The following is a 24711-nucleotide window of genomic DNA, read 5'->3' on the forward strand; positions in this document are numbered from 1 at the left end:
CATCATGACAGACGGGTTCGCGATCATCGGCATGGCCGCCCGGTTGCCCCGGGCGAACGGGCCCGACGAGTTCTGGCGCTTGTTGTGGTCGGGCACCGACGCGGTCACCGACCCGCCGACGGACCGATCGATCGGTCACCGCGGTGCTTTCCTCGACGACATCAGCGGCTTCGACGGCGGCTTCTTCGGCATCTTCCCGCGGGAAGCCGCCGCCATGGACCCGCACCAGCGGCTGATATTGGAGCTGGGCTGGGAATCGTTGGAGCATGCCAGGCTGAGCGCGGCCCGGCTGGTCGGCACAGAGACCGGTGTGTTCGTGTCCGCGCCGGGGGAGATCACACAGACGTCCACGCCCGACCACCACACGTTCGCCGGGCGACAACGCGCCATGGGGGCCAACCGGTTGTCCCACGCCCTGGGCCTGCACGGTCCGAGCATCACCGTGGACACCGGACAGTCCTCGTCACTGGTCGCGGTGCACCTGGCCACCCAGTCGCTGCAGAGCGGTGAGTGCGACCTGGCGGTCGCGGGCGGCGCCAGCCTGATGGTGGCCCCGGACTCCCACAGCGGCCTGGCAGAGATGGGGGTGCTGTCCCCGGACGACCGGTGCCACGTCTTCGACAGCCGCGCCAACGGTTTCGTGCGCGGGGAGGGTGGCGGCCTCGTCGTGCTGAAACGGCTGGCCGACGCGCTCGCCGACGGCGACCGCATCCTCGCGGTCGTCGCCGGCAGTGCGGTGAACAACGACGGCCGTACCGACGGACTGACGCTGCCCAGTGCCACAGCTCAGCGAGCACTGCTCGCACGGGCGTACCACCGTGCCGGGGTCGACCCCGGCACGGTCCAGTACGTCGAGCTGCACGGAACCGGAACCGCCGTGGGCGACCCGGTCGAGGCGGCCGGTCTCGGCGCCGCGCTGGGCACCGTCCCGACCCGGAGGGCACCGCTGCTGGTCGGGTCCGTCAAGACGAACATCGGCCACCTGGACGCAGCGGCCGGGATCGCCGGCCTGCTCAAGACCGTGCTGAGCCTGCAGCACCGGCAGCTGCCCGCGAGTCTGCACTTCGCGACGCCCAACCCGGGCATCCCGCTGGCGGATCTGAACCTTCGGGTGAACGCGCGGTCCGTGCGGTGGCCGGACGGACCGGCCGTGGCCGGGGTCAGTTCGTTCGGGCTCGGCGGCACGAATTGCCACCTGGTCCTCACCGAGGCGCCGTCGGTCCCGGCGCCTGGTTCACCGGCGCCGTCGCGTCCGCCGGTGGTGCCGTGGGTGCTGTCGGCGAAATCCCGGAACTCTCTGCGCGGGCAGGCCCGGCGGCTGCTTGCCCGGATCGACGCATTCGAGCCGGTGGACGTCGGGTTCTCCCTGGCCACCACCCGGGCACGGTTCCCGGTCCGCGCGGTCGTACTCGGCCACGATCTCGCCGAATTGGCCTCCGGGCTGCGGGAGCTGATCGAGGAGGACGAGCCGACCGTGATCGGGCCGCCGGCACAGCCCCTGTCGGCGACGGCACACGAGTTCGTCTCCGGCGGCGAGGTGGACTGGGCAGCCGTCTTCGCCGGCACGGGCGCCCGCTTGGTGGATCTGCCCACCTATGCCTTCGATCGACCGGCCGCCGACGACGACGTTGCGTCGGCCGGTGCGGCACTGCCCGGGGCCGACGACGACCTGATCGGCGTCGTCCGCGCCGAGATCGCGGCCCAGTTGGGCCACCACGACGCCGATGCCGTGCCCCACGAGCTCAGCTTCCGGGACCTCGGTTTCAGCTCGCTGAACGCGATCGAGCTGGCCGACCGGCTGTCCGCGGCGCTCGGGGAGCGGGTCGACGCTTCCGCGGTTTTCGACTATCCGACGCCGGCCGCGCTCGCCGCCCATCTGTCCGGCCACCATGCCGACAGCCACTCGGCTCCCGGACTGCCCGCCCAAGACCGCGACCGCACGAAACCGGCCCGGACCGCGGGCACCGCCGACGCCGATCCGGTCGCGATCGTGGGGATCGGCTGCAGATTCCCGGGCGGAGTCGCCTCGGCGGCCGATCTGTGGGAGGTCGCGGCCGGGGGACGCGACGTGATCTCCGCGTTTCCCACCGACCGGGGATGGGATCTGGACACGCTCTACGATCCCGATCCGGATCGCGCCGGCACGACCTACGTCCGCGAGGGCGGTTTCCTCACGGACCCAGCGGGATTCGACGCCGGATTCTTCGGGATCAGTCCCAGCGAGGCGCTCGCGATGGATCCGCAGCAGCGGCTGGTGCTCGAAGTCGCCTGGGAGGCTCTGGAGAACGCGGGCATCGATCCGCACTCCCTGGCCGGCAGCGCCACCGGGGTGTTCGTGGGGATGTACGGCTGGGACTCCAGTGAATCCGTCGAGGGCTACCGGATCACCGGGGGCCTGTCTGCTGTCGCCTCCGGCCGGGTGGCGTACACGCTGGGTCTTCAGGGCCCGGCCGTGACCGTCGACACGGCCTGCTCGTCCTCGCTGGTCGCACTCCACCTGGCCTGCCAGTCCCTGCGCTCCGGCGAGTCGGACCTGGTCCTGACCGGCGGCGCGACCGTCATGGCGACACCACGCGCCTTCATAGACCTCGCCCGGCAACGCGGCCTGTCACCCGACGGACGCTGCAAATCCTTCGCCGCCGCCGCCGACGGCACCGCCTGGGCCGAGGGCGCCGGCATCGTCGTACTCGAACGCCTCTCGGACGCACACCGCCACGGACACACCGTACTGGCCCTCATACGAGGCAGCGCCGTCAACCAGGACGGCGCCTCCAACGGACTCACCGCACCCAACGGCCCCGCACAACAACGCGTCATCCAAGCCGCACTCACCAACGCCCACCTGTCCCCCACCAACATCGACGCAGTCGAAGCCCACGGCACCGGCACAGTCCTCGGAGACCCGATCGAGGCACACGCCCTACTGGCCACCTACGGACAACACCGCCCACCCGACCGGCCACTCCTGCTCGGCTCCCTCAAATCCAACATCGGCCACACCCAAGCCGCCGCCGGCATCGCCGGACTCATCAAAATGGTCACCGCCATCCACCACGCCACCCTCCCCGCCACCCTCCACGTCGACACACCCAACCCCCACATCGACTGGACCACCGGCACCCTACGCCTGGCCACCAGCACCCAAAAATGGCCCGACACCGGACAACCACGCCGCGCCGCCGTCTCATCCTTCGGAATCTCCGGCACAAACGCCCACGTCATCCTCGAACAAGCACCCGCCGAGGTGGACGCGGCCCAAGACGAACCACCCTGGGCCGCCGTCCCCTGGATACTCTCCGCCAAGACCCCGGACGCGCTGGCCGCACAGGCACAGCGGTTGGCCGCCCATGCCGCCGGGCACGACGCGGCCGGCATCGGCCGAGCCCTGGCGACCACGCGGTCGCAGTTCGCGCACCGTGCGGTGGTGGTGGGCTCGGACGCCACCGATCTGCTCGCCGGAGTTTCGGCGGTGGCCTCCGGCCTGCCCGCCGAGAACGTGACCTACGGCCACGCCGAGGAGCACCCGGGGAAGACCGCATACGTCTTTCCCGGGCAGGGTGTCGAGTGGCTGGGAATGGCAGCCGAGCTCCTCGACTGCGCACCCGTGTTCGCCGCACGGATGGCCGACTGCGCGCGGATCATAGACCCGCTGGTGGACTGGACGCTGCTGGACACTGTCCGGGAGACCGCCGACGACTCCTGGCTGGCGCGCGTCGACATCGTGCATCCCGTCCTGTTCGCGGTACTGGTGTCGCTGGCGGAGCAGTGGCGTTCGCTCGGTGTGCTGCCCGACGCCGTCGTGGGCACCTCTCAGGGGGAGATCGCGGCCGCCTGCGTCGCCGGTGCGCTGCCGCTGGACGACGCGTGCCGACTCATCGTGGCCCGGTCACGTCTGATGGCCGAGCGGCTCTCCGGCGCGATCGCCTCGGTCGCCGCGCCGGAGGACATCGTGGCGAAACGGCTGCTTCCCGGCCTCACGGTGGCGGGGGTCAGCGGTCCGAACGGGACGACGGTGGCCGGGCCGGTGGACACACTGGCCGAGTTCACCGCCGATCTGCGCGCGGCCGGGGTGCGGGCGAGGACGGTGGCGCCGCGCGCCTCGCACTCCCCGTTCGTCGATCCGCTGGAAGAGCCGTTCGCCGACCTGGCCTCGTTCGTCCGCCCGTCGGGGGCCTCGGTGCCGATCTACTCGACGGTGACCGGGGCGGCCATCAGGGGCGAGGACCTGACGCCCGCTTACTGGTACCGGAACTGCCGACAGCCAGTGCTCTTCCGACGGTCCGTCGAAGCCCTGCTCGCCGACGGATTCACGCAGTTCGTGGAGTGCGCCCCGCATCCGGCGCTGGGCATCCACATCGAACAGACCGCAGAGCGGGAAGGCCGCACGGTCACCGTGACCGGCTCACTGCGCCGCGGCGAAGGCGGAGCGGCCAGGCTGCTGACCTCCGCCGCGCAGCGGTACGTGCACGGCGGGGAGGTGGTGTGGGACTCGGTGTTCGGCGGTGCCCGTCGGGCTCCGCTGCCGACGTATGCGTTCGACCGCAAACGGTACTGGCTGGAGCCGAAGCCGCACACGGACGTCACCGGCTTGGGCCTCACCGCTGCGGGCCATCCGCTGGTGGGTGCCATAGCCGAGTTGCCGGACAGCGCCACGACACTGTTGACCGGACGGCTGTCGCTCGCCACGCACAGCTGGCTGGCCGATCACACGGCCGCGGGCGAGCCGCTGCTGCCGGCCGCGGCGTTCGTGGAACTGGCCCTGCGGGCCGGCGCCGAGGTCAGCCGCCGGTCGCTGCGGGAACTCGTGATCCAGACCCCGCTCGTGCTGCCGGAGCAAGGCAGCGTGGACGTCCGGGTGGTCGCGGACGACGACGTGGTGACGGTCCATTCCCGCACGGACGGTGAGTGGGTGACGCACGCGCGCGGTGAGTTGGTCACCGATGAGGCGACCGGGCCTCACCTGACCGCGTGGCCGCCCCCGGACGCGACCGCCGTCGACCTGAGCCGGGCCTACCCGCGGCTGGCCGAGCGCGGCTACGGCTACGGGCCGGCGTTCCGCGGTCTGCGAGCGATGTGGCGCCGGGGCGACGAGGTGTTCGCCGAGGTCGCGCTTCCCGAGGCCGTGGAGCCGGCCGGGTTCGTCCTGCATCCGGCACTTCTCGACTCGGCGTTGCACGCGGCGTTGTTCACCGTCGCCGAGAACGGCTTGGCCCTGCCGTTCTCCTGGGCCGACGTGCGGCTGTTCGCGACCGGCGCCACCGCACTGCGCGTGCTGATCACACCGAGTGGGCCGGACGAGATCTCCCTCGAGGCTTACGACGAGTCCGGCCGGCCGGTGTGCTCCGTCGGCTCGGTCGTGCTGCGACGGCTGTCGTCCGATCAGCAGGCGGCCATGTCCCGAGCCGGTCGCTCCACCGCGCACCGTCTGCTGGAACTCGCCTGGCCACCGCTGGCCCGGCCCAGCGCGGTCCCGGTGTCGGTCGTGGGTTGGGACGATCTGGACCGGGCGGCACCGTTCCCGAACGTTGTGGTGTTCGAGGGCGGAATCGGCGCGGGTGCCGCCACGGACGGAGCCGGTCCGGACGGCACCGGGCCGGACATGGCCGCTCGGGCGCACACCGCCACCCATCGGGTACTGCGAGTACTCCAGGACTGGCTCGCCGACGAGCGGTCGGTGGACAGCCTCCTGCTCGTCGTCACCCGGGGCGCGGCACATGTGGGTGACGCAGGCATCTCCGATCCGATCGCTGCCGCCGTGTGGGGCCTGGTGCGCGCGGCTCAGGCCGAAGCGCCCGGCCGGTTCGTGCTGGTGGACACTGACGCGGACGTCGACGCGGCCACCGTCGTGGCGAGCGGCGAACCGCAGGTGATGATCCGCTCCGGCGTGCTGCACGCGGCACGTCTGAGGCCGGTACCCGCGACTGCCTCGGACCGATCCGGCCCGGCCGGGCCGGTCCTCATCACCGGTGGCACGGGCGGACTCGGTTCGGCGCTGGCCCGCCACCTGGCGACTCGGCATGGTGTGCGGCGGCTGGTGCTCGCCTCACGGCAGGGCCTTGACGCGCCCGGTGCAGGGGAATTGGTGGCGGAGCTGGCCGATCTGGGGACTACGGCCGAGGTGGTGCGGTGCGACGTCACCGACCGTGCAGCGCTCGACGCCCTGGTGACGCCAGAGCTGGCCATGGTGATCCACACGGCGGGTGTGCTCGACGACGGTGTACTCGACTCGCTGACCCCGGACCGGATGGACACCGTGTTGTCCCCCAAGGCAGACGCCGCGTGGTACCTGCACGAGGCCACCGCGCACAACGGCGCCACGCTCGTGCTGTTCTCCTCCGTGCTGGGCGTGTGCGGAGGGGCCGGACAGGCCAATTACGCGGCAGCCAACGCCTTCCTGGACGCGCTGGCGGCCCACCGGCATGCCCGCGGGCTGCCCACCGTGTCCATCGGCTGGGGGTTGTGGGACCGCACCACCGGTATGGCCGGGCAGCTGCACGACGCGGACATCGTCCGGCTCGAACGGCGCGGCCTGGTCGAACTACCCGTGGACGCGGGGCTGACGCTGTTCGACGCCGCCATCGCGCAGCACCGGCCGTATGTCGCGGCGATGCCGGTCGACCGCGCCGCCCTCCGGGTCTCCGCCGACCTCGGTGATCTGCCCTCGGTCCTGCAGGACCTGATACCGACCCGGCCGCAGGTGTCGCCCGGGGCGAGGCCCGTGCCCGCGGACCTGCTCGCGCTGACACGGACCGAGATCGCGGTGGTGCTGGGCCGTGGCGGCGAGCAGATCGATCCGGACCGCAACTTCCGGGAGCTCGGATTCGACTCGCTGCTCGCCGTCGAACTGCGCAACCGGCTCAAGACGGCCACCGGCATGTCGCTGCCCGCGGCCGTGGTCTTCGACTACCCCACGCCTGCCGCACTCGCCGACTACCTGCGCGAGCGGGCCTCGGGCCGCACTGAACGCGCGGACGGGCAGCCGACGGCCGCGGTGGACGTCACCGATCCGATTGTCGTGGTGGGCATGGGCTGCCGGTTCCCCGGCGGTGTCGACTCGCCCTCGGACCTGTGGGAGACCGTGGTCAACGGCCGGGAGGTGATCGGTGAATTCCCGACCGACCGCGGATGGCGGACGAGCGGTCTCTCCATGCGACAAGGTGGATTCCTCGCCGACGCGGGCGCGTTCGATGCCGCGTTCTTCGGCATCAACCCGCACGAGGCAGCCGCGATGGACCCGCAGCAGCGGCTGCTGCTGGAGGTGTGCTGGGAAGCGGTGGAGCGGGCCGGCATCGCTCCGGAGACGCTGGCCGGCAGCCGAACCGGCGTGTTCGCCGGAATCATGGCTCAGGAGTACGGCGCGGGCGTGGACGACGCCGCGGCCGGAGTGGAGGGCTACCGATTGGTCGGAAGCCAAGGCAGTGTGGCCTCCGGCCGGGTCGCGTACGCGCTGGGCCTGGAGGGGCCTGCGGTGACCGTGGACACGGCCTGTTCCTCGTCGTTGGTGGCTGTGCACCTGGCCGCGCGGTCACTGCAGTCCGACGAGTGCGACCTGGCGCTGGTCGGCGCGGCCACGGTGATGGCCACGCCGCGGGTGTTCGTGGAGTTCGCCAAGCAGGGTGGGCTGGCCTCCGACGGGCGGTGCAAGTCGTTCGGCGCCGCGGCAGACGGGACCGGCTGGAGCGAAGGCGCGGGCGTCCTGGTGTTGGAGCGGCTGTCACGGGCCCGGGAACGCGGACACCGGGTCCTCGCGGTGGTGCGCGGCAGCGCGGTGAACCAGGACGGCGCGTCGAACGGGCTGACCGCGCCGAACGGCCCCTCCCAGCAACGTGTGATCCGCGCCGCCCTTTCCGCCGCCCGCCTGTCCACCGCGGACGTCGACGTGCTGGAGGCGCACGGGACCGGCACGGTGCTGGGCGATCCCATCGAGGCGGAAGCTGTTCTGGCGACCTACGGTCAGGGTCGGTCCACCGACCGGCCGCTGCTGCTCGGCTCGGTCAAGTCGAACCTCGGGCACACCCAGGCGGCGGCGGGCATGGCCGGTGTGATCAAGATGATCTCTGCACTGGAACGGGGTTTGGTGGCGCCGACGCTGCACGCCGACCCTCCGACGTCCGCGGTGGACTGGTCTGGTGGGACCGTCGCCCTGGCGACCGAACCGGTCGACTGGCCGCAGACCGAACGGCCCCGTAGGGCGGCGGTGTCGGCGTTCGGCATCTCCGGAACCAACGCCCACCTGATCCTCGAACAGGCCCCCGCGCAGCCGGAGCCGCTTGCCCCGGCCCGGAACTGGCCGACTGTGCCGTGGTTGTTGTCCGCACGCACCAAGCCCGCACTGCGCGGTCAGGCCGCCCGGTTGCTGTCGCACATGCGAAGGAACGAGACCCTCGACCCCGCAGCGGTCGCCTCGGCACTGGTGGCGACACGGTCGCGGTTGCCGCACCGGACGGTCATCACCGGTGCGGACCGCGCCGAGTTGCTGGACCGGCTGGCCGAGGCGACCCGTGCCGAGCCGGCCGATCCGACGACCGGTCCAGTCGTCTTCCTCTTTCCCGGCCACGGCGGCCAGTACGCCGCCATGGGCGCGACGTTGTACACCGAGTTGCCGGCGTTCGCCGTCGCACTGGACGAGGTACTCGCCGAACTCGACACACACGTGGACCGGCCGATGGCCGGCCTGCTGTTCGCCGAGAAGGACTCGGCTGCGGCGGCCGTCCTTCAGGACCGGACCGAGTTCACCCAACCCGCGCTGTTCGCCATCGAGGTCGCCCTGTTCCGGCTCGTCGAATCCCTCGGGCTGCGACCGGACTTTCTGCTCGGCCATTCCTTCGGCGAACTGGCCGCGGCGCACGTGGCCGGGGTCCTGTCGCTGTCGGACGCCGCCAGGATGATCACCGCACGGGGTCGGGTCATGGGCGCTCTGCCGCCCGGCAGCATGGTGCAGATCCTGGCGGGTGCCGACGAGATCGAGGGCATTCTGGAGCCCGGAGTGTCGATCGCCGCGCTCAACACGCCGGACGCCACCGTCGTCTCCGGGACGCCGGACATGGTCGAGCGGGTCGTCGAACGCGGTCGTGTCCGGGGATGGCGGTCAGTGAGGCTGCGGAACCGGCACGCCTTCCACTCGGCCGACCTGGACGGTCTGCTCGACGAGTTCGCCGCGGTGGCCCGAGAGGTCACCTATCGCCCTCCCACGATCCCGATCGTGTCCAGTGTCACCGGTCGACTCGCCACCGACGAGGACCTGCGTTCGGCCGACTACTGGCTGCGGCACGCCAGGCAGACCGTACGGTTCCTGCCCAGTCTGAACGCCCTGGCGCGGCAGGGTGCGCGGACCTTCGTCGAGGTCGGCCCGGGGCGGGCCTTGAGCACCCTGGTCACACAGACCATGCCCACCGGGGTGACCGCGGTGCCCCTGCTGCGCGGGGACCGGCCCGAGCTGGCCGGTCTGCTGCCCGCCCTCGGCGAGTTGTTCGCGCGGGGCCTGCCCGTCGACCTGAGGACGGTGTTCGCCACGCCCGGCCCGTTCACGGAGCTGCCCACGTATGCGTTCGACCGGCGCCACTACTGGCTTCGGCCGGAACCGCCTGCCGCTTCGACGGGGCCGGGGTTCGTCCCCACGGACCACCCCGTCCTGACCGCCCGGATGGAGCTGCCGGACAGCGGAACGGTGATTCTGTCCGGCTCGGTCTCCCAGACCTCGCCCGATTGGACGGCCGATCACACGGTGACCGGGTCCGTTCTCGCACCGGGCACCTTCTTCGCCGAGCTGGCGCTGCGAGCCGGCGCCGAGATCGGGGCGAACACGGTGCGCGAACTGGTGGTCCAGGCTCCACTCGTGCTGCCCGAGCGGGGACGGCTGTCCATCCAGGTGGTCGCCCGTTCGACCGGTGAGGTGGTGGTGTCCGCCCGTGCCGACGCACCCACGGCGTCATGGGTGGTGCATGCCAGGGGGACGGTGACCACGACGGACCGGCCGGTGCCACCGCGGCAGGCCGCCTGGCCACCTGCCGGCTCCCTGCCGATCACCGCGGACGACGCGTACGTCTGGCTGGCGGAGCAGGGCCTCGACTACGGCCCGGCCTTCCGCGGGCTGCGTGCGGCATGGCGCGACAGCGACGACGTACTCGCCGAGGTCGCGGCCGACGTCGACACGACCGGCTACGGCCTGCACCCGGCTCTGCTGGACGCGGCATTGCAGGGATGGCTGGTGGCCACCCGTCGCAGTGGGGTCGACGCCCCCTTCGTCTGGCAGAACGTCGTGCTCCACCGGGCCGGGGCGGACAAGCTGCGGGTTCGGCTGTCCCCTTCGGGGCCGGACGACGTGTCGCTCGCGGTGCACGACGAGGCCGGCAGGCCGGTGCTGACCGCCGAAGCGGTTCGTCTGCGGCCGATGCCGGCACCGGCCCAGCGTCTGCATGAACTGGCCTGGGCTCCGCTGCCCTCCGCGCCCGCCACCGTCCCCGCACCGGACGCCGAGGTCACCGTGCTCGAAGGGCCCTTCGCCGATGGGGACGTGACGTCGTCCGTACACGTGGCGACGCGAAAGGTGCTGGAGGCGTTGACCGCGTCGAAGGAACAGCGGCTGGTGATCGTGACCCGGGGCGCAGTCGGACTCCCCGGCGAGGACGTGCCGGACCTGGCCGGTGCCGCGGTGTGGGGCCTGGTGCGGGCGGCGCAGGTCGAACAGCCCGGCCGGTTCGTGCTGGTGGACACCGACGCCGAACTCGACCTGCCCCTGGTCCTGGCGACGGGGCAGTGGCAACTGGTGATCCGGTCCGGGGTGGCGCACACGGCCCGGCTGGCCCCGCTGCCGGAACCTTCGGAAGGGGTGCCCCCCTTCGGTCCCGAAAGCACGGTACTGATCACCGGCGGCACCGGTGGTCTCGGCGCGCTGTTCGCCCGTCACCTGGTGGCTGCGCACGGTGTGCGGCGCTTGGTGCTGGCCGGCAGGCGCGGGCCTGCCGCACCACAGGCGTCCGCTCTGCGCGCGGACCTCGGGGAACTGGGTGCGAGCGTTGAGATCGTGGCCTGTGATGTCACCGACCCGACCGCGGTGGACGGCCTGGTGACGCCCGAGCTGACCGCAGTGGTGCACGCGGCCGGCGTACTCGACGACGGGGTGCTGGAGTCGCTGACGTCGCAGCGACTGGACACCGCGCTCGCGGCCAAAGCGGATGCCGCGTGGAATCTGCACGAGGCGACGCGCGGCCTCGACTTGACCGCGTTCGTTCTCTTCTCCTCCGTGGCCGGCACACTCGGTTCGGCGGGTCAGGCCAACTATGCCGCCGCGAACGCCTTCCTGGACGGGCTCGCCGCCCATCGCCGCGCCCACGGCCTGCCCGCGGTGTCCATCGCCTGGGGGCTGTGGGCGGGGCAGCGTGGCATGACCGAGCATCTGCGCGACGCGGACCTGGGGCGGCTGCGGGAACGAGGACTCGCGGCGATTTCGGAGTCCGACGGACTGGCGATGTTCGACGCTGCGCTGACCGCGCCGCGGCCGCAGGTGGCCGCGGTGACGCTACACGTGCCGGTGCGGCAGTATCCCCAGGACGACGCACTCCGGCTGCGGCGGCAACTGGCCGGCCTCGACCACGACGAGCAGCGGCAACGCGTGCTGGGCCTGCTGAGCCACAAGTTGGTGAAGCTGCTCGGCCACGGAGAGGGGCAGCCGTTGGAAGCGGACCGTACCTTCCGCGACCTGGGAGTCGACTCGCTCGCCGCGGTCGAACTGCGCAACGCGCTGGCACCGCTGACTGATACGCCGCTGCCTGCCACGGTGGTGTTCGACCACCCCACTCCGGCGGCGCTCGCCGATCACATTCACCGAACCCTCGTCGCGTCGCAGTCCGATGGGCGGCGCGACCAGAAGGAGCTGATCGACACCATGGATGTCGAGGACCTCATCGCGGTGGCCCTGAGCAAGGGCGGCCCGCAATGACCGACCGGATTCGAGTAGTGCCGATCCCGGTGCCCGGTGGTTCCGGGACCGCGCCCCGGGCGCCGCGCCCCATGCCGTCACGGTGGTACCGGTCTTTGACAACCATGTTCGGTCAGGCCCTCGTCGCGATGGGCAGCGTGTGGCTACCCGCACCGTTCCCGATCGACGACCACCCCCAGGACTCCCGACGGAGTGACGCGCCATGAGCAAGGACACCGAAGCCAGACTGGTGAAGGCACTGCGTGAGTCGCTCAAGGAAATCGATCGACTTCGCCGCAACGGGCGCGGTGGCGACGATCCGGTCGCGATCGTAGGCATGGGCTGCCGGCTCCCCGGCGGCATTGCCTCGACGGCCGGCCTGTGGGAGGTGGTCGTCGGGAACCGTGACGTCGTCTCGGGCTTCCCGTCCGACCGGGGCTGGGATCTGGATGCTCTCTACGATCCCGATCCGGACCGCGCGGGCACGACATATGTGCGGGCCGGCGGCTTCCTCCAGGGCGCCGCGGACTTCGACGCCGGCTTCTTCGGGATCGGCCGCGGCGAGGCGCTCACCATGGATCCGCAGCAGCGGCTGGTGCTCGAAGTCGCCTGGGAGGCTCTGGAGAACGCGGGCATCGATCCGCACTCCCTGGCCGGCAGCGCCACCGGGGTGTTCGTGGGCAACATGGCTCAGGAGTACGGGCGCGACATCGAGGATGCCGGTACGGACGGGTACCGGTCGACCGGCGCCGCGGCCAGTCTGGTCTCCGGCCGGGTGGCGTACACGCTGGGTCTTCAGGGCCCGGCCGTGACCGTCGACACGGCCTGCTCGTCCTCGCTGGTCGCACTCCACCTGGCCTGCCAGTCCCTGCGCTCCGGCGAGTCGGACCTGGTCCTGACCGGCGGCGCGACCGTCATGGCGACACCACGCGCCTTCATAGACCTCGCCCGGCAACGCGGCCTGTCACCCGACGGACGCTGCAAATCCTTCGCCGCCGCCGCCGACGGCACCGCCTGGGCCGAGGGCGCCGGCATCGTCGTACTCGAACGCCTCTCGGACGCACACCGCCACGGACACACCGTACTGGCCCTCATACGAGGCAGCGCCGTCAACCAGGACGGCGCCTCCAACGGACTCACCGCACCCAACGGCCCCGCACAACAACGCGTCATCCAAGCCGCACTCACCAACGCCCACCTGTCCCCCACCGACATCGACGCAGTCGAAGCCCACGGCACCGGCACAGTCCTCGGAGACCCGATCGAGGCACACGCCCTACTGGCCACCTACGGACAACACCGCCCACCCGACCGGCCACTCCTGCTCGGCTCCCTCAAATCCAACATCGGCCACACCCAAGCCGCCGCCGGCATCGCCGGACTCATCAAAATGGTCACCGCCATCCACCACGCCACCCTCCCCGCCACCCTCCACGTCGACACACCCAACCCCCACATCGACTGGACCACCGGCACCCTACGCCTGGCCACCAGCACCCAAAAATGGCCCGACACCGGACAACCACGCCGCGCCGCCGTCTCATCCTTCGGAATCTCCGGCACAAACGCCCACGTCATCCTCGAACAAGCACCGTCGACGCCCGGACCGTCCCGGCGTCCCGTGCCCGCCGTCCCCTGGATACTCTCCGCCAAGACCCCGGACGCGCTGGCCGCACAGGCCACACGGCTGCTCGCGTTCCTGGAGGCGGCGGACGAGGACACCGACGCCGCTGACGTCGCGTTCACCTTGCTCACCCGGGCGCGGTTCGCCCACCGTGCCGTCGTGCTCGGCGCGGACCGGGGCGAACTGCTGGCGGGGCTGGCCATGTTCGCCGCCGCACCGGAGCCGGGCACCGTGCTCGGCGAGACGGCGCTGCGTGACCTGGCCGACCGGTTCGTGGCCGGAGGCGTGGTCGACTGGGCGGACGTGCTCGCCGGATCCGGCGCTCGGAGGGTCGATCTGCCCACGTATCCGTTCGCCAGGCAGCGCTTCTGGTGGACATCCGGCGCGGCGGACGCCGGCTCCGCGGAGCAGGCGAGCGACGTCACCACCGCGGTGCGCACCGCCGTCGGCGACGTACTCGGCGAGTACGGCACCGTCGGCCTCGACGACGACATCGTCGCATGGGGACTGAACTCGCTGGCCGCCCTGGAGCTGCGGGGACGGCTGCACGCGCTGACCGACGTGCAGATCAGCACGACCGACATCTTCGACAACCCGACGATCCGCTCACTGGCCAAGGTCCTGGACGAGCGCCGCCGATCCGAGGTGGCGCTGTGACCACGGGCCCCGTCCCCGCTCTGGACTTCGAGCACTTGGTACCGCCCGCGATGGTGAACCGGCGGTCCTCCCGTGAGGTGTTCGTCACCGACCATGCGCAGATCGGCGCGGGCGAATTCGTGATCGCCGTGCGGGTGGCACCCGACCATCCGCTGTGGTCCGACTCGCGGGCGCGCCGGCACGATCCGGCAACCGTGATCGAGGCGTTCCGGCAGGCGTTCGTCGTGACCCGCCACGCATACCTCGACGTGCCCCGAGGCACCCCGACAGCCGTGCAGCACCTGACGCTGGGCGTGCACGACCTACACATGTTCGACGCCGACGGAACCACGCCGCTGCAGGGCGTCATCAAGGTGCGCGTGGTGCGCACCGGCGACAGGATCGACATCGCGGGTGACTTCTTCATCGGTTCGGCACGAGCCATGACGCTCTCCTTCGAGAGCATCCTGTTCCCCGGTGACTCCTACCGTGAGATCCGGGACTACCAGCGCTCGAGGCGAACCGTGCACACGGTCGCCACGTCCGAGACGCAGCCCATCCGGCCCGGTCTGGTCGGGCGGCGGGACCGGAGGAACGTGGTGATCGGACCCGCCGTGCGGCGCAACCGGTTCCCCCTGGTGGTCGACCGGTCCCACGCCTCGTTCTTCGGCCGGGACTACGACCACGTTCCGGCGACCCTGCTCATCGAAGCCATGCGTCAGTCCGCGTTGCGCGGTGCGGCCGAGGCGAACCTGTGCACGGGCGAGGCTGCACTGACCGGAGCCGACCTGGACTTCGGCATGTACGTAGAAGTCGACGTGCCCGCCACGTGCGCGGTGTCGGTGACCGGGCGACCGGGCGTGGTGACCGCGTCGGTCGGCATCGACCAGGCCGACGTCCGCGTCGCAAGCGGCGTTCTGGAACTGACCGAGGCCAATGGTGACCCTTGGAGGTCTCCCTCATGAACGTCGGTATCGGCCTGCCCATCGGGGCCCCGGAAACCCTGCTCACCTGGGCCGAACGCGCCGACGCGGGCCCCTTCACCACCATGGGCCTGCTCGACTGGCTCGTCTACGACAATCCCGAGCCCCTGGTTGCCCTTGCCTTCCTCGCGGGCGCCACTTCCCGCATCCGCGTTCAGACCGAGGTGCTGCTCGCCCCCCTGCGCGACGCCGCCCTCGTCGCCAAGCAGGCCGCCACCGTGGACCGCATGACCGGTGGCCGCCTGGTCCTCGGCCTGGGCGTAGGCGGCCGGGAGGACGACCACCAGGTCACCGGCATCGACAAGACCACCCGAGGCCGACGCCTGGACAGGCAGATGGCGGTGATGCACCGCCTGTGGTCCGGTGAGCCGTACGGCGACGGCGTCGGCCCGATCGGTCCCGCGCCGGCCCGCCCCGGCGGTCCGGAAATACTCTTCGGCGGCTACCGGCCCGCCGCGCTCGAACGGGTCGCGCGCTGGGGCAACGGTTTCCTGTCCGCCGCGGCGCCGCCCATGGCCGGCGGCCTCTTCGAGACCGTCCGCCGGTTCTGGAAGCAGCACGCCCGCGACGGCGAGCCCCGGCTGGTGGCGCAGGTGAACGTCGCGCTCGGCCCGCAGCACGTGATCGACGACGCCCGGGCCGCCGCGCACGCCTACTACGCCTTCACCGGCATCGCGGACCGGATGGTCGCCGGAATGCTCACCACGCCCGACGAGGTCCGCGATGCGATCGTCCGCTTCACCGACCTCGGAGCCGACGAGGTCATGCTCTACTGCCACGGTCTCGATCCTGACCAAGTCGACCGTCTCGCTGACGCGTCGACCTGATGGCCCGCCTCCACGGCGAAGTCGCTCACCTCCTCGAACAGCTCGTCGCCGTGCCCACAAGAGGGGATGAACCGAGTGAAAACAGTCGTGTTGGCGGTCGACGTGGTGCGCGACAGCGTCGGCGTTCTCCGCGTGTCCTGGGAGTTGGCCGGCACCGGCCCGGTGGAGCTGGCCGTCGGGCCGATGCCCGAGGAGATCGATCACGATCGTCCGATCGCCCGCTTCGACCGCGCGAGGCGGGTTTCGTTGCCGGGTCTGGGGCCCGGTCGGCACTACATCTCCGTCGCGCCTGTCGACGGAGGCAGCCCGGTTCTCGCCGCAGAACGCGTGATGCCTCTGGAGGGCGCCGACAACTTCCGTGACCTGGGCGGATATCGCACCGGGGGCGGCGGTCGTACCCGGTGGGGCATGGTCTTCCGCGCGGACGCGCCCGACCGGCTCAGCACCGCCGATCTCGCCGTGATCGACAGGCTCGGCCTTCAGGCCGCCTACGATCTGCGCAGCGATGGCGAACGTACGAAGGCACCGTCGGTGCTTCCGGCCTCAGTCCGGCGGGAGACGTTCGCCGTCGGCGGCGACACCCCGCGTGCGACCCCTCTCGGCGAGTTGTTCCACAGGGGCCGAGTCGGCCCCGTCCCGGACAACTTTCTGGACGGCGTCTACCTGGACATGGTTGAGCGGGAGGCATCCGCCTTCGGCCGGGTTCTGAACGGGCTCGCCGCGCCGGACGGCGTACCCGCGGTGATCCACTGCACCGCGGGCAAGGACCGTACCGGGCTGGCGGCAGCCCTGTTGCTCTCGGTGCTCGGCGTGAGTGAGGCGACGGTTCTGGAGGACTACATGCTGAGCAGGTCCTGCTTCAGCGAACGCCGGATGGCTCGGCTGCTGCCTCATCTCGCCGAACTCGGGCTTGACCAAGGGCGCTACTACGAGGTGTTCGGGGCGCCTCGCCAGGCCATGGCGAGCACGCTGGACCAGCTGCGCGGGCGGTACGGCACGGTGGAGAACTACCTGATCACGCGGGCGGACGTGACGTCGGAGACCATCGAGGCACTGCGGGCGCGGTTGGTGCTGCCGCCCGCAAGGTCGTAGCGCGCGGCGGACCCGCCGCGCGCCACGACCGCTCACGCGCGATGCGGTAGCACAGCGGATGCCCAGTCGACCCGGTAGTCATGAACCCAGTCGAGCGACCCACTGGGTGATGTGCCCTTCAGCTTGGCCGCCGAGGCGCCTGCGCCGAGCTCGACAATGGCCTCGACTCTCTGTCTGCGCAGTTGTTCGTAGCGGGCCCGGGCCTGCGGCCAGGGAAGATCACGCAGACACTTGGCCAGCACCACTGCGTCCTCGAGCGCCATCGAAGAGCCTTGACCCGACGTCGGCGTGGTGGCGTGCGCCGCGTCGCCGAGGATGACCAGCCTGTCCCGCGACCAGGTGGGCACGGTGGGCAGGTCGTGTGTGGGCAGTGCATACAGATCGGTGTGCGTCGCGCGCATCACGTCGGCCACGAAAGAAGGAGCTTCCGCGAACGTGTCCAGTAGTCGTTCAGTGAGCGAGTCGCGGCTCATTGCCGCCAGTTCGCCCCGGCCCGGCTCCGTTGCCCAGGGCAGATTGGCGAACCACCACACCTCGCGTCGGCCTGAGACGGTGTAGCCGAAGAAGCCTTTGCGGCTGGGGACGAACCGCAGTTGTGCCGGTACCCCGGGAGCATCGACGCCGGATGCGAAGCCACCCAGGTTCAGCAGCGGAATGTAGCGGGGGACCGGCGCGGCCGGGTCAATGATCGACCTGGTCCGGGAGTGGATGCCGTCGCAGCCGATGAGCAGGTCGCCGACGAGGGACGCATCGTCGGCGAACCTCGCCACGACCCCGTCGGCGGTAGTGGTGGCGTCGACCAGCTTCCGGCCGTACTCCATCCGTGCGCCGCGTGCCACCGCGGCTTCGCGCAGCAGTCGGTAGAGTCCGGCACGCCGCATCGGCACGAACCCGGACGGGCCGACGGTGCCCGCGAGCGACTGACGGACCGCGACCTGCCCCAGCCCCAACGCGTCCAGTGCGGCGAGGCCGTTCGGCGCGACCATGACCCACAGCCCGAGGTGTGTTTCCTCGCGCGGGCGGGCTTCGCAGACGGTGACCTCGGCGCCGATCGAGCGCAGCGCGACGGCGGTGGCCGGACCGGCCACTCCCCCACCGATGACCAAGGCGTGCATAGCCGGCTAGCTCCCTTCCTGTCCGGTTGCACGGGCATGGGCGATCCGTCCGCCGAACAGGTCGGGCAGTGCCGGGTCGAGCGCATAGCGCGCCAGACAGTCCTGCCAGCCGACGTCGGTGACACTGTCGAAGCCCGCGTCGGCCAGCTCGACGGCGATGTCGCTCGGCGTGAAGAACGACTGCCACGGCTCGCCCATCCGGGCCATGGCCTCGGCCTGTGCCACCAGCGCCGGTCTGCGGTGTGGCGGCAGCGTGGCGGGCGGCTGATTGTAGTCGAATACCAGTTCGGTAGGTGCGGGCAGGCGGGCCACGAAGCGTGCCGTGTCCAGCAGCGCGGCCCGGCTGAGATAGGGGGCCACACCCAGCAGCAGGAAGAACGTCGGCTCGCGCGGGTCGAAACCAGCCGCCCCGAGCCCGGCTTCCGCGGTTTGCTCGGTGAAGTCGACAGGGCAGAACACAACCGTGTCCGGCACCTCGATGCCGGCTTCTGCCAGGCGTTCGCGTTTCCACGTCTGAGTAGCCGGATGGTCGACCTCGAACACTCTCAGCGCCGGGTTCCGGTTCCGGTAGGCGAAGGTGTCCAGGCCGGCACCGAGGACGACCACCTGTCCGGTGCCCGCGGCAGCGCCCAGCGCGTCCGCGGCCACTCGGTGTCGCAGGGCCATGAACAGTCGCACCTCGGCCGGCATGCCGGGCACACCGTCCGGTGCCGGGCAGCCGTCGGCACCAGCGACGATGCGCGCCGCCAAGGGGTCGGTGAACACACGTGGTACGTCGGCTGCTTGATGCACGGCGCGGGCGAGCGCGGCACTCATCGCGGTACGGCTGGGCCTGCCCGTACGCATCATCGATCACCCACCAGCGTCGTCAACTGAAGTTGACGAGCGTGGCTGATCAGCTCGGATCGTCGGTTGACCCCGAGTTTGACCTTGATCGACGCCCTCTGCGCCTCGATGGTGCGTTCCGACAGGCCGAGTTCGTTGGCGATCTGCCGGTGAGTCAGGCCGTCGGCGATCAGCCCGAGCACCTGTCGCTCCCGTCCACTCAACGGGCCTTCGGGACGGGCGCGCCGGTCGAGCAACGCCCCACCGAGCGCCGGATGGAGGTATCGGCCGCCCGCGGCGAGCGCGTCGACCGCCGCGACGAGTTCGTCGGCGGCAGCGTCCTTGGGCAGGAACCCGTGCGCGCCGGCGGCGAGCGAGTCGCGTGCCGAGTCCAGGTCGTTGTGCATGGTCAGGATCAACACCCGGGTGGTCGGCGACGCCGCCCGCACGGCGGGGAGAACTCCGAGGCTGAGGGTGCCCAGGAAGCTCAGGTCGAGCAGCAGCACGGTGGGCCGGTGCCGCTCCACTTGCTCGACGGTAGCGGTCAGGTCCGCCGCCTCGCCCACGACCCGGAAGCGGTCGTCGGCGAGCAGTGTGCGGATGCCGCAGCGCACGACCGGATGGTCGTCGCAGATCAGGATGGTCGGTTGGGCCACGGGGTCATGCGGTTTCATGCCTGTGCCTTCTCTTCCGGTACTGGGGTTCTGGGCAGCACGAGGGTGACGGAAGTGCCGGTGGGGCAGGACCGGACGGTCAGTCGCCCGCGCGCCTCCCGTGCCTGCGCATGCATGGCGGTCAGTCCGAAGCGGGGGCGGCCGGTGACCGGCTCGAAGCCCCGACCGTCGTCGCGGACCGTGCAGACCAGCTGGTCCTCCTGTACGGCCACCGTCACCCAGGCAGACCTGGCATCACCGTGTTTGACGGCGTTGTGCAGCGCCTCCCGCACGATCCGGTAGGCGACCGGATCGTTGTCCGCCCACCCCTCCAGTGCCGCGGCGCGGTTCTCGGCGACGATGCGGACGCCCGTGGCCGACTGGAGTTGTTCGGCGGTGGCAGCCAGCGCCGTGACCAGGTCGGGTTGCGGCGGATCCAGTGGGGCCGAGCCACCGATCAGGCGGCGGAGTCCGGCGATCTCGCGATCCAGCAACAGCTTCAGGTCCCTGCCCAGCTCGCGGGGCAACGGGCCGTCCTGGGCCAGCGCTCGGTCCAGCCGGATGCGGGCGATGGCCAGGGCCTGCAGCACGCCGTCGTGCAGTTGCTGGGCCAACGGGGGCAACGCGTCGCTCATCGGGCACCCGGAAGGCGTGCGGAGAACAGGCAGACCGCACCGGATCTCACCGTCTCGACGTCGGTGAACCGGGCACGCAGCTGGTCGGTCAGATCCTCCACTCGATCGTCGAGGTTGCTGAACACCCCGCTGCGGTTGAGCTTGTCCAGCAGCCTGGTGGAACGCTGCGTATGGTGCGGGCCGTGGCCCAGCACGGTGCTGCCGAATACCCGCGCACCGGGCCGCAGGACCGGCACCACATGGTCGAACACCACCGACTTCTGCTGCATCGACCCGGGCAGACAATGAAGCAGGAAGTTCAGCCCGACCGATTCGAAGCTCGCGGGCCTCAGGGCCAAGGGCTTGAACGCGTCACCGACCTGGGCCCCGGGATGGTATCGCCTCACCCGGTGCGTCGCGGTGCTGAGCGCCGCCTCGTTGAGATCCAACAGGGTGACGGACGGTGATTCGACTGGGAATATGCATTTATTCAGAAACCATCCGGTCCCCGGCCCGATATCCAAATGTGGTGACCCGACCTGTCGATCGTAGTGTGCCAGCATTCGACTTCGAGGGCAGCGCCACATGAAGCGGCTCACCATGCCGAGCACGAACAGGTCGTAGGCGGCGAGCATCGGACGTCGATAGAAGGCGGCGGCGGTCTGAATGCGTGCTTCCGACGGCTCCGGCAGCCCGGTTTGCACCCGGTTCGATTCCATGTCCCGTCCTGGTCAGTCGCGGGTCGCGATGATGAACTGGCCACCGGCCAGCCGGTCGTCGGGCCGGCCGTACCGCGGGCCCAGTTCGCCGCGCTCGACGGCCTCGACGCTCCAGCCCCGGCCGGCAACCCAGTCCCGCCCCTCGGGTCCGAGTCCGCCGCGGATCATGGCGCTGATGCGGTCCGCGCCGGGCGTGGTCAGCGCCGCGGCCCTCGGGTCCGGGCCCGGTTTGTCGGAGTGTTCGAACACCAGCTTGCTGCCCGGCGCGGACAGCGCTCCGACGTGGGTGATCACGTGACGGGCCTGCTCGACGGTCAAGTAGGGAAGCACACCCTCGGCGACCCATGCGGTCGGCCTGTCCGGGTCGAACGTGCTGTCGGCCAGGCGCGCCGCGAAATCCTCTCGCAGGTCGGCGCGGACAGCGGTGCGCGAGCGGGCGGTCGATCGCGCACCCGCGTCGGCGAGCACCGTGTCCTTGAAGGCGAACACCGGCGACGTGTCCACCTCGAACACGTCTGCATCCGCCAGCGGCAGCCGGAAGGCGCGCGCGTCGAGACCGGCTCCGAGGAGCACCACCTGTGCGCAGTCGCCTGCCACCGCATCGCGCAGGAAGTCGTCGACGAACCGAGTGCGCACCACCCCCCGGGAGTAGAACAGGTCCACCCAGGCGGCCAGTGGCTGCCACTCGTCCGTGCCGATCACGGCCTCGGCCGCGTCGACGAACGACCGGGCGTACGGATCGCTGAACATGCGGTCCGCCCGGTCGGTCTCCATCGCTCTGGCCATCACCACCCCGACTGCGGCGATCCCCATACCGGCCGGCGCCTTTGAAGGCGCTGCTGACGCGTCCATGCTGGTCTCCTCACCCAGGCAAAACAATTGGATAAGTGAAGCAGTGCACCCGAAATGGCGTCAATCGATTCTGCAGGTCGACGACAGGTAATTCGCGGGGATGAGCCGACCCCGTTCTCCAGAACTAGACGAATCGATCCCCTCGACCGAGGCAAATTGCTGAATTCCCACGTAGCCTGACCTTCGGGCCGTTCATCAAAATTCGAAGGGAATACCGTGCCGGAATTCACGGGCAACATCTTGTCGGACTTCGCAGACCTGGACACGCTGGTGGCACTGGTCGACGCGCGACTGAGCGAGCACGCGCGATGAACGACCGACGTGTCGTCATTACCGGGATCGGCGTGGTGGCGCCCGGTGGCACCACGCGGAAGGCGTTCTGGCAGTTGATCACCGACGGGCGCACGGCGACTCGTCGTATCTCGCTGTTCGACGCGGCGCAGTTCCGTTCCCAATTGGCCGCCGAGATCGACTTCGACCCTCTCGCCGCGGGTCTGACACACCAGGAGGTGTTCCGCAACGACCGGTCCGTCCAGTTTGCGCTGGTCGCCGCCGACGAGGCGGTGGAAGACTCGGGCCTGGTACTGGACGGCGGAATCGACCACGACCGGATGGCCGTTTGCCTGGGCAGTGCGGTCGGATCCAGTACCCGTCTTGAGGACGAGTACGTGGCGGCCAGCGACGGCGGCCGGGAATGGCTGGTCGATCCGGAGTATGCCTCGGGCTTCCTCTACCAGGCCTGGGTACCCAGCAGCATGGCTGCTGAGGTCGCCTGCCGATACGGTGCGCACGGCCCGGCCTCGGTGGTCTCCACCGGCTGCACTTCGGGCATCGACTCGGTCGGGCAGGCGTTCCAGCTGATCCAGGACGACATGGCTGACATCGTGGTCGCCGGCGCGAGCGACGCTCCGATCACGCCGATCTCCATGGCCTGCTTCGACGCCATCGGCGCCACAAGTGCCCGCAATGACGACCCCGAACACGCGTCCCGACCGTTCGATGCGACGCGCGACGGGTTCGTGATGGGTGAGGGAGCGGCCGTGCTCATCCTGGAGGAGTATCAGCACGCCCGGCAGCGGGGCGCGCACCTCTATGCGGAGATCCTCGGCTACGCGAACCGGTGCAACGCCTTCCACATGACCGGGCTGCGTGCGGACGGCACCGAGTTGGCCGCCGCGATCGGCAGTGCGCTGGACCAGGCGCGCGTGAACACCAGCGCGCTGGACTACGTGAACGCGCACGGCTCGGGTACCAAGCAGAACGACCGGCATGAGACTGCCGCGTTCAAGCACAGCCTCGGCTCGCATGCCTACGAAGTGCCGGTCAGCTCGATCAAATCCATGGTCGGGCACTCGCTGGGCGCGATCGGTTCGATCGAAGTCGCCGCCACCGCGCTGGCCGTCGAGCACAACGTGGTGCCGCCCACTGCCAACTACGCAGACCTCGACCCCCTGTGCGACCTGGACTACGTACCCAACACCGCACGCGACCACCGGGTCGACGTCGCACTCTCGGTCGGCAGCGGGTTCGGCGGGTTCCAGTCCGCGATCGTGCTGGCAGGGGTGCGCTGATGGCTGCCGTGATCACCGGTCTGGGTGTGGTCGCGCCGACCGGCGTCGGAGCCGCCGAGCACTGGCGCGCCACTCTGGCCGGCGAGCTGGCGATACGCCCGATCGAGGCGTTCGACACCGGCCGCTACGCCACCAAGCTGGCCGGCCAGGTATCCGGTTTCGATGTGACCGAGCATGCGCCGGACCGGCTGGCCGTCCAGACCGACCGGTGGACATGGCTGGCGTTCGCCGCGTCCGGTATGGCCCTTGCGGACGCAGGCTACGATCCGTCCGCCCACGATCCGTACGCCACGGCGGTGATCCTGGGCAGCGGGTCGGGCGGCAATGAGTTCGGGCAGCGCGAGATCCAGGCGCTGTGGAGCCGGGGCCGCAAGGCGGTCGGTGCCTACCAGTCGATCGCCTGGTTCTACGCCGCGAGCACTGGGCAGCTTGCCATCCGCCATGGAATCAAGGGACCGTGCGGGGTGGTCGTCTCCGACTCGGCCTCCGGCATCGACAGCCTTGGCAGAGCCGAGGGGACGATCCGCCGCGGGACCGGTGCCGTGCTGGCCGGCGGCACCGAGGCCCCGATCGCCCCGTACGCGCTTACGGTCCAGATGTCCGGCGGCCACCTGTCCACCGCGACCGACCCGAAGGACGGCTACAAGCCGTTCGACCGGGCGGCCAACGGTCATCTGCCCGGCGAGGGCGGTGCGATCCTCGTGGTGGAGGACGAGGCCGCGGCGCGGGCTCGGGCCGCGCCTGCCGGCTATGGCGTGATTGCGGGGTATGCGGCCACCCAGGACGCGCACCACTACCGAACGCCCGCACCGGACGGGCGGCAGTACTCCCGGGCGATCGAGTTGGCCCTGCGGCGGGCCGGGGTGCGGCCGGACGAGGTCGACCTGGTACTGGCCGACGGGGCGGGGCGCCCGGACGCCGATGCTGCGGAGGCGAGGGCCCTGCGCTCGGTGTTCGGTCCGCACGCGGTTCCGGTCACCGCGCCGCAGGGCCTGGTCGGTCGGTTGCTGGCCGGCGGTTCGGCCCTCAGCGTGGCCACGGCCCTGCTCGCGATGAGGAACGGTGTCATTCCCCCGGTGGGGAACCTGGACGATCCCGACCCGGCGTATGGCCTCGATCTGGTGCGTCAGCCGCGCGAGCGCAGATTGGACACCGTCCTGGTCACCGCTCGCGGCCGGGGTGGATTCAACAGCGCGTTGGTGCTGCGTGCTTGCAGTGTGTCCACGGCGTCGGGTTCACGAAGGGGCTGAGGCCGCCCGGTGGCGAACCGGGCCGGGCGGCGG

At 70.8% G+C, this 24711-nt stretch carries 13 protein-coding genes; 7 read left to right on the top strand and 6 right to left on the bottom strand.

The features are described 5' to 3' along the window. Positions 1-4 precede the first annotated feature (4 nt). The 5 genes from ACFV9J_RS17490 (at position 5) to ACFV9J_RS17510 (ending at position 17079) form a co-directional block, all read left to right on the top strand. The gene (locus ACFV9J_RS17490) at positions 5-11938 is read left to right on the top strand and encodes an SDR family NAD(P)-dependent oxidoreductase (RefSeq protein ID WP_385355088.1); all 11934 of its coding nucleotides are present in this window, start codon (positions 5-7) and stop codon (positions 11936-11938) included. Between the two features lie 202 nt (positions 11939-12140). Beyond that, on the top strand, positions 12141-14198 hold the full coding sequence (locus ACFV9J_RS17495; protein ID WP_385355091.1) for a beta-ketoacyl synthase N-terminal-like domain-containing protein: 2058 nt from the start codon (positions 12141-12143) through the stop codon (positions 14196-14198). Positions 14199-14248: 50 nt separating this feature from the next. Then, positions 14249-15142: an AfsA-related hotdog domain-containing protein gene (locus ACFV9J_RS17500; protein WP_385355517.1), complete on the top strand. Its 894-nt coding sequence runs from the start codon at positions 14249-14251 to the stop codon at positions 15140-15142. Continuing rightward, positions 15139-15987, top strand: coding sequence for an LLM class flavin-dependent oxidoreductase (locus ACFV9J_RS17505; protein ID WP_385355094.1), 849 nt, complete (start codon positions 15139-15141; stop codon positions 15985-15987). Before ACFV9J_RS17500 ends, ACFV9J_RS17505 begins: the two co-directional genes overlap by 4 nt. A 90-nt stretch (positions 15988-16077) precedes the next feature. After that, positions 16078-17079 carry a tyrosine-protein phosphatase gene (locus ACFV9J_RS17510; protein WP_385355097.1) on the top strand — a complete coding sequence of 334 codons (1002 nt, stop codon included), beginning with the start codon at positions 16078-16080 and terminating at the stop codon, positions 17077-17079. Between the two features lie 32 nt (positions 17080-17111). Here the strand turns inward: ACFV9J_RS17510 and ACFV9J_RS17515 are convergent, their stop codons facing one another. From ACFV9J_RS17515 to ACFV9J_RS17540, 6 genes are read right to left on the bottom strand one after another with little or no spacing between them, the layout of a single operon-like run. Next, positions 17112-18194, bottom strand: a complete 1083-nt coding sequence (locus ACFV9J_RS17515; protein WP_385355099.1) for an FAD-dependent monooxygenase — start codon at positions 18192-18194, stop codon at positions 17112-17114. 6 nt (positions 18195-18200) lie between these two features. Beyond that, positions 18201-19010, bottom strand: a complete 810-nt coding sequence (locus ACFV9J_RS17520) for a class I SAM-dependent methyltransferase (protein WP_385355102.1) — start codon at positions 19008-19010, stop codon at positions 18201-18203. 29 nt (positions 19011-19039) lie between these two features. Beyond that, the gene (locus ACFV9J_RS17525) at positions 19040-19675 is read right to left on the bottom strand and encodes a response regulator (protein ID WP_385355104.1); all 636 of its coding nucleotides are present in this window, start codon (positions 19673-19675) and stop codon (positions 19040-19042) included. Positions 19676-19689: 14 nt separating this feature from the next. After that, complete coding sequence (locus tag ACFV9J_RS17530) at positions 19690-20307, bottom strand: sensor histidine kinase (RefSeq protein ID WP_385355107.1); 618 nt, start codon at positions 20305-20307, stop codon at positions 19690-19692. Next, on the bottom strand, positions 20304-21005 hold the full coding sequence (locus ACFV9J_RS17535; RefSeq protein ID WP_385355109.1) for a class I SAM-dependent methyltransferase: 702 nt from the start codon (positions 21003-21005) through the stop codon (positions 20304-20306). Before ACFV9J_RS17535 ends, ACFV9J_RS17530 begins: the two co-directional genes overlap by 4 nt. Positions 21006-21017: 12 nt before the next feature. Next, on the bottom strand, positions 21018-21818 hold the full coding sequence (locus ACFV9J_RS17540; protein WP_385355112.1) for an SAM-dependent methyltransferase: 801 nt from the start codon (positions 21816-21818) through the stop codon (positions 21018-21020). A 347-nt stretch (positions 21819-22165) separates the two neighbouring features. On the opposite strand from ACFV9J_RS17540, the gene ACFV9J_RS17545 reads away from it, so the two are divergent. Continuing rightward, entirely contained in the window at positions 22166-23428 is a 1263-nt protein-coding gene (locus ACFV9J_RS17545; protein ID WP_385355114.1) for a beta-ketoacyl-[acyl-carrier-protein] synthase family protein, read from the top strand. Then, positions 23428-24678: a beta-ketoacyl synthase N-terminal-like domain-containing protein gene (locus ACFV9J_RS17550; protein ID WP_385355116.1), complete on the top strand. Its 1251-nt coding sequence runs from the start codon at positions 23428-23430 to the stop codon at positions 24676-24678. Before ACFV9J_RS17545 ends, ACFV9J_RS17550 begins: the two co-directional genes overlap by 1 nt. Positions 24679-24711: the final 33 nt, after the last annotated feature.

Origin of the sequence: Streptomyces sp. NPDC059906 (genome assembly GCF_042730645.1) — a bacterium.
GTDB lineage: Bacteria > Actinomycetota > Actinomycetes > Streptomycetales > Streptomycetaceae > Streptomyces > Streptomyces rubrogriseus.